At 47.3% G+C, this 6,563-nt stretch carries 6 protein-coding genes; all 6 read left to right on the top strand.

What is annotated here, in order from left to right:
• Positions 1 to 183 precede the first annotated feature (183 nt).
• The 6 genes from ABD827_RS15950 to ABD827_RS15925 all read left to right on the top strand — a co-directional run bounded on the left by ABD827_RS15950 (position 184) and on the right by ABD827_RS15925 (position 6,386).
• Complete coding sequence (locus ABD827_RS15950; RefSeq protein WP_344965668.1) at positions 184 to 930, top strand: KilA-N domain-containing protein; 747 nt, start codon at positions 184 to 186, stop codon at positions 928 to 930.
• A gap of 89 nt (positions 931 to 1,019) precedes the next feature.
• Positions 1,020 to 1,529: a hypothetical protein gene (locus ABD827_RS15945; protein WP_344965667.1), complete on the top strand. Its 510-nt coding sequence runs from the start codon at positions 1,020 to 1,022 to the stop codon at positions 1,527 to 1,529.
• A complete protein-coding gene (locus tag ABD827_RS15940) occupies positions 1,530 to 2,405 on the top strand; it encodes a Kiwa anti-phage protein KwaB-like domain-containing protein (protein ID WP_344965666.1) in 876 nt (291 codons plus the stop codon).
• A 121-nt stretch (positions 2,406 to 2,526) separates the two neighbouring features.
• Positions 2,527 to 2,976, top strand: a complete 450-nt coding sequence (locus ABD827_RS15935) for a hypothetical protein (protein ID WP_344965665.1) — start codon at positions 2,527 to 2,529, stop codon at positions 2,974 to 2,976.
• 110 nt (positions 2,977 to 3,086) lie between these two features.
• Positions 3,087 to 3,530 carry a hypothetical protein gene (locus ABD827_RS15930; RefSeq protein ID WP_344965664.1) on the top strand — a complete coding sequence of 148 codons (444 nt, stop codon included), beginning with the start codon at positions 3,087 to 3,089 and terminating at the stop codon, positions 3,528 to 3,530.
• A 138-nt stretch (positions 3,531 to 3,668) separates the two neighbouring features.
• Positions 3,669 to 6,386, top strand: coding sequence for a cation-transporting P-type ATPase (locus ABD827_RS15925; RefSeq protein WP_344965663.1), 2,718 nt, complete (start codon positions 3,669 to 3,671; stop codon positions 6,384 to 6,386).
• Positions 6,387 to 6,563 lie beyond the last annotated feature (177 nt).

Here is a 6,563-nt window from a genome sequence, read left to right as displayed (position 1 = left end):
GGTAGGGCTCTGAGATCAGTATGATAAGGAGCGACATTGTTCTGCCGCGAAGCGGCTTAGTTCAACAAGTCACTCAAAAGGACAAATAACTGTTGGCTGTTTGCTCCTGTGTCGCTTATTTTAGCCAACAATTATTTGCCCCTTAGTGAAGCGTTAGCTTTCCGACCAATCGAGGAGTAAGGAATGAATCAATTAACTCTAATTCCTAGAGTAGAAGAGGGAGAAATAATTCCTCAACGTACAGCAGATGGTTACATAAGTGCAACTGCACTTTGTCAGTCCGTTGGCAAAAGATTTTCAGACTACAAGGTTTTGAAGACGACTCAAGCTTTCATTGCGGAGCTAACAGCTCAAACGGGCCTGCCAGAAAATCAACTAATTCATATAATCAGCGGCGGCAATCCTCAGCTCCAAGGTACTTGGGTTCATCCATATTTAGCGATAAATTTAGGTCAATGGTTATCCCCAAAGTTTGCAGTAAAAGTATCTCAATGGGTTACTGAGTGGCAACATGGTAGCGCTAAGGCAGTAATGCCGGTGCACATTGATCGCTATATGCAAAATAGAGGGAAAGTTCCTTACACTCATTTTTCGATGCTGAATGAATTAACGCTAAATTTAATCGCGCCTATGGAGCAGGCTGGATACACACTACCACAAGAAATGGTTCCTGATATTTCGGAAGGGAGAATGTTTTGTAAGTGGCTTCGTGACAATCGGGGCATTGAACCCAACAGCTTTCCAACGTACCGGCACGAATATCCGGATGGTCGAGTTGTCCCAGCGAAATTATACCCTATTGAGCTTTATGAGGATTTTCGGCGTCATTTCAATGAAATTTGGCTTCCTAAACAGGCTCCAAAATATTTCGGCCAGCGAGACAAAGTAGCTTTACAATTTGTAGAAACTTTACTTCTACCTGCAAATTAAAGCTAACAAGGCCAATCACAAACGCCAGCAAGCTGGCTGGACTCGCTAACGCTCGCCTGTGTTGGCGGCGTTAACTGAAAAGGAGAAATATGCGTAACTCGTTAAAGACAATTTTATTCTTGTCATCATTTTCTCCGACATTATTAGCATTAGCCATTGTTAGATACTTCATCTCTGGTGAAGATATGTTGTTCTACCAATTAGTGTCGGTATTTGTTCTTGGCTTAATTCTATTCGCTTTGATTTTCAAATTGATAATAAAGCAGGGCGAAACGGTTAATTTTAAAGCAAAAAAGGTGGAGTCGACAGATTATTTTCTTGTCGTTTTTTTAGCCGCATATACTTCGCCAGTAATTATGAGAATGGTTGAGCTTAACTTTGAAATAATCTCATTAATTCTTGTGTTGTTAATGGTTGCTCTGTGGGTTATGCCATATATACCATCACATCCATTAATGTATTTATTGAAATACAAGTTTTATAAAGTTGAGTCTGATAATGGTGTTGTATATACGTTAATATCAAAAAGAAATATACGAGATCCTAAAACAATCAAAGAAGTCAAGTTAATATCAAATAGTATGCTTATGGAGAAGTAAATGTTATTTAACCTTTTTGCACTTACAAGCGATCCTGCAAAACGTATTGTGAAGTTCGATCTGTCTTCTGCTGTACAGGATGATTTGACAACATATTTACAACAACAGGAGGCTGCTTTTGACTTGTCAGTAGATCAAATACCATTTGATGGTAAATATAAACCAGATGATGGTGAAGTGTTATTTATTGATAACTATGATGATATTGATAATTTATCTAACGCAATTACCAATCCACTTTCAGTGGAAGTGGTTGAACCAACAGAAAGTTTTTTTGGTGATATCAAAGCGCTATTTACTGGTTATTCAGATGGCAATGGTGATGTAAAGGTATTGCTTCAAAACTTCGATAGAAGACGTATTATCTCAATGAATGGACTTTCTATATTTCACTCGGCGAATGTATATAAGAAAATAGAAGGTATTGGTTTAACTGTTGATTCAAAGTTAACTGCGATTCTTGAAGATGGTAAGCTGCGTTTTCATAGTTTCTTTATGGCACGTCAAATGTTTGATTTGAGCGAATATTACAAAGAAGCAACAAATGATGATATTACAATATTTTCTTCAAGTGACGCTGTCCAAGTATCAGATGTAGATAACCTAATTGAAATATCAGATAGCTGGGTTAGGCGTAAAATATCATTGATTCAACAGAGTGATATTTTAGAGCTAGTCCCTATAAATGTCATGAAGGCTGTTGCATCTGAATTCAATATTCCATTCGTTACTGTTGATGTAAATGGTGATGAGGTTATAAAAATCCCAAGCAATAAGTCCGATTTGAAAGTCTTATTAAGATTTTTAGATGAGGATTATTACAAATCACCTTTATCAAATACAAGCTTTGTTACTAACTCTAAACGTGCATTGTAATTTTCAGTTAACAAAGGCATCAAGGTGACGCGTTACACTCGGCGGTTTTAGTATGATGGCCGCTGGCTTGGTAAGTTCAGTGTTGGCGCACCTTATGCCAAGCGTTAGTTTAGGAAAAGTGATGGCAGATATAGTCCCTAAAATTACTGATATTAAAAATCTTCAAGATCTTGGAAAGGTTTTTTCGTTACCTATGTTAGCGGTAGCGTATATTCTACAAACGGGCGTTAATATAAGCTGGGATGGCTCAGTATGGTTTGGCATCCCCAGTGAATTGGAGGAATACGCAAAATTCAATCGATTCGTTTTGATCGTAATTCTGAAAACAATTTGGATCTCAGGTATTGGTGCTACTTTCTATGCTATGTTAGCTGGCCTTCATATATACTCTCGTGAGCTATTACTACCAATAGCTGCAATAATAATGTTTGTGTTCGGTCTCCTTGGTTTATTTAGCTTTGAAGAAGCCGAACAAATGAAGTCGGTTAATAACTTTTGGTTTTATGCTTGTTTCGTATGGGGCTTCTTTTTACTAAGTATGAAAGAGCAAATCGATAGCGCAATAAGCTAACAAGGCGCTGTTGTCGCCGCTATCGCGGCTGGGACGGCTTACGCTACGCTCCAGCTGCCCCAAAGCTTGGCGTTCTCCATAATCCCAACGACATTTAAAAAGAGAGTAATATGAAAAAAGTAAATTACTGGCATATGCAAATTCATCCTAACGATCCGTCATATGCTGAGGATTATGTTTATTCAATTCTTGAGCATAAAAAGATCATAGGTCTTGGGAATTGGAAGGATGGAGAAAGTACAATTGATGCCTTTCGCAATGATATGAAAGTAAACGATATTGTTGCAATAAAAAATGGAAAGAAATTAGTTGCGCTTGTTCAAGTGATTGGTGGTTCTTATGAAGTCACAGACGACACGACAGAAACGGATTGGATTGAAAATAGAAGGCCCATTAGAGTTCTTGATTGGGCAATTGAAAATAAGGCACTTCCACAACCAAGAGGAACGCTAGAAAAATGCGTTAATGATGTTGCCACAACGCGCACAATAAAGGAATGGCACAATCAAGTCATCGCGTCATTTAATAAAAGAAAACTGGATCTTTATGTGTAGATAAAGCGCCTAAAAAGTTACTTCAGTCGACCGCTAACGCGGCGGCTGATGAAATCGTCAGTCTTCCAAATCACCCATCAAAAAAACAGCCCCTTTATATAGTCAGCCCAGGCCTTAACATGGAGGTAGAACGCGAAAATGCCGACAACAAAGATAAACGAGGCGCAGACAAACTGGCACAGCATATCCGCCGAGTCGTCGCTTGAAGCGCTAAACAGCTCCACCTCGGGTCTGGATTCGTCTGAGGCGGCCGCGCGCCTGGCACAATATGGCGCCAATCGTTTACCGGAAGCGGCCAGGCGCAATGTGCTGATACGCTTTGTGCTGCATTTTCATAATATTCTCATCTATGTACTGCTCGGCTCGGCACTGATTACGGCGGCGCTGGGTCACTGGATCGATACCGGTGTCATTCTGGCGGTGGTGGTTGCCAACGGCATTATCGGCTTTATTCAGGAGGGCAAGGCGGAAAAGGCCATGGATGCCATTCGCCAGATGCTTGCGCCGCGAGCCCATGTTATTCGTGGCGGCGAGCGTATCAGTATTGATGGCGAGCAATTGATGCCCGGCGATATTGTGCTGCTGGAAGCCGGTGACAAGGTGCCTGCCGATTTGCGCCTGATTACCGCGCACGGCATGTCGGTGCAGGAAGCGATTTTAACCGGCGAGTCAGTACCCGTCGAAAAACAGACTAAGCCGGTGGCGGCAAACGCCCCGCTGGGCGATCGTTCCTGTATGTGTTTTTCCGGCACCCTGGTTGTGTCCGGTCAGGGCCGGGGCGTCGTGGTGGCCACCGGCAGTCATACCGAAATCGGTCGCATCAGCAGCCTGCTGTTTGAAGTGGAAACACTGACCACGCCGCTGGTCAGGCAAATGGGTATCTTTGCCCGCTGGTTGACGGTGCTTATTCTGCTGATTGCGGCGCTGTTGTTAACTTACGGCTATTTTGTCGGCCAGCACGATTTTGCCGACATGTTCATGTCGGTGGTCGGCCTGTCGGTTGCCGCCATTCCCGAAGGGTTACCCGCGGTACTCACCATTACCCTGGCTGTCGGCGTACAGGCAATGGCCAGGCGGCACGCCATAGTGCGACGGCTGCCGGCCATTGAAACCCTGGGTTCGGTATCCGTTATCTGTTCCGATAAAACCGGCACCCTGACCCGCAACGAGATGATGGTGGCGTCGGTGCTGACCCGGCATCACCTTTTCACCCTGGGCGGCGAGGGTTACGCGCCCAATGGCGACTTGATGCTGGACGGCGCCAAGATTCCGCCCTCGGAATACGCGGTGCTGGACGAGCTTGCCCGAGCCGCCACCTTGTGTAACGACGCGGCGTTACATCAAAAAAACGGTGTGTGGCAGGCAGAAGGCGACCCCATGGAAGGAGCGCTGCTGTCTTTTGCCGGAAAAATGGACGTCGATACCCGCACAGAGCGGGTGACCTGGGCGCGTACCGATGCCATTCCCTTCGATGCCTGTCACCGCTTTATGGCGACCCTGAATCATGATCATGCCAACCATGCCTTTGTTTTTGTAAAGGGGGCGCCGGAGCGCATGCTCGGCATGTGCCACAACCAGCGTGGCGCGGATGGCAAGCCGGAGCCGCTGAATAGCCGCTACTGGGAGCAACAAGCCGAAACCATAGCGGCACAGGGGCAGCGCGTGCTGGCCTTTGCCGTTAAAGCGGTGCCGCCGGCGCACACTGTGCTGGAAACGACGGATCTGGAAGGCAGCCTCACCCTGCTGGGCATGGTGGGGATGATGGATCCGCCGCGGCCCGAAGCCATTGCCGCGGTGGTGGAATGCCATCACGCCGGTATTCGGGTGAAGATGATTACCGGCGATCATGCCCAGACGGCGGCGGCAATTGGCAGGGAGATCGGACTGCAAAATTCCGGCAAGGTGCTGACCGGAGCCGATTTGGACGGCATGGATGATCGCGAATTAAAAGAGCAGGTGCTTGACTGCGACATCTTCGCCCGTACCAGTCCGGAGCATAAGCTGCGCCTGGTCTCTGCGCTGCAGGCACACAACATGACGGTGGCGATGACCGGCGACGGGGTCAACGATGCCCCGGCACTGAAACGGGCCGACGCAGGCATTGCCATGGGGTTGAAAGGATCCGAGGCGGCGAAGGAAGCGGCAGAGCTGGTGCTGGCGGATGATAATTTCGCCTCCATCGTGGCCGCCATACGAGAAGGTCGTACCGTGTATGACAACCTGAAAAAAGTGATCAGCTGGACCCTGCCCACCAATGCCGGTGAAGCCATGACCATCATGGTGGCGCTGTTCTTCGGCATGACGTTGCCTGTTACCCCGGTGCAAATTCTGTGGGTCAACCTCATCACCGCGGTCACGCTGGGTATAGCGCTGGCGTTTGAGCCGACAGAAGCGCACACGATGCGCCGGCCACCCCGTCAGCGAGACGAGCCGCTGTTAAGCGGCGAGCTGATATGGCATATCGTTTTTGTTTCCCTGCTTTTCCTGAGCGGCGTTTACGGCATTTATAACTACGCCATCGAGCGCGGATACTCGGTGGATCTGGCGCGCACCCTGGCCCTGAACACCCTGGTGGCGATGGAGATTTTTCATCTGTTCTTTATTCGAAACATCTACGGTACCTCATTAACCTGGCAGGCGGTGCGCGGCACAACAGTGGTATGGACAGTGGTGTTGGTGGTTGTGGTGGCGCAGTTTGCGATTACCTATCTGCCACTGCTGCAGGCGGTGTTTGCTACAGAAGCCATTCCGTTTCTCGATGGCGTCTTGATCCTGGCCATCGGCGCCGCCTTATTTGCCATTATCGAGACCGAAAAGCAGATTCGTCTTGCGTTCCGTCGCGGTCGTAAGGGCTAACTTGCCTTTATCGTCACCCCCTCGCGCAGGAACGTCATCCTCGCGAAGGCGGGGATCCTGTGTCTTTGCAGACGACCAGCAGTTTAACCGTTCAGCGCAACAGATCTGGATTCCCGCCTTCGCGCTGAGGGCTCCCCAGTTTTTATAGGTCATGCCGAAACACCCGGCGAGAGCAAG

It is taken from the genome of Oceanisphaera sediminis (assembly GCF_039539745.1).
GTDB lineage: Bacteria > Pseudomonadota > Gammaproteobacteria > Enterobacterales > Aeromonadaceae > Oceanimonas > Oceanimonas sediminis.
This window is presented reverse-complemented; position numbering and strand designations above follow the sequence as displayed.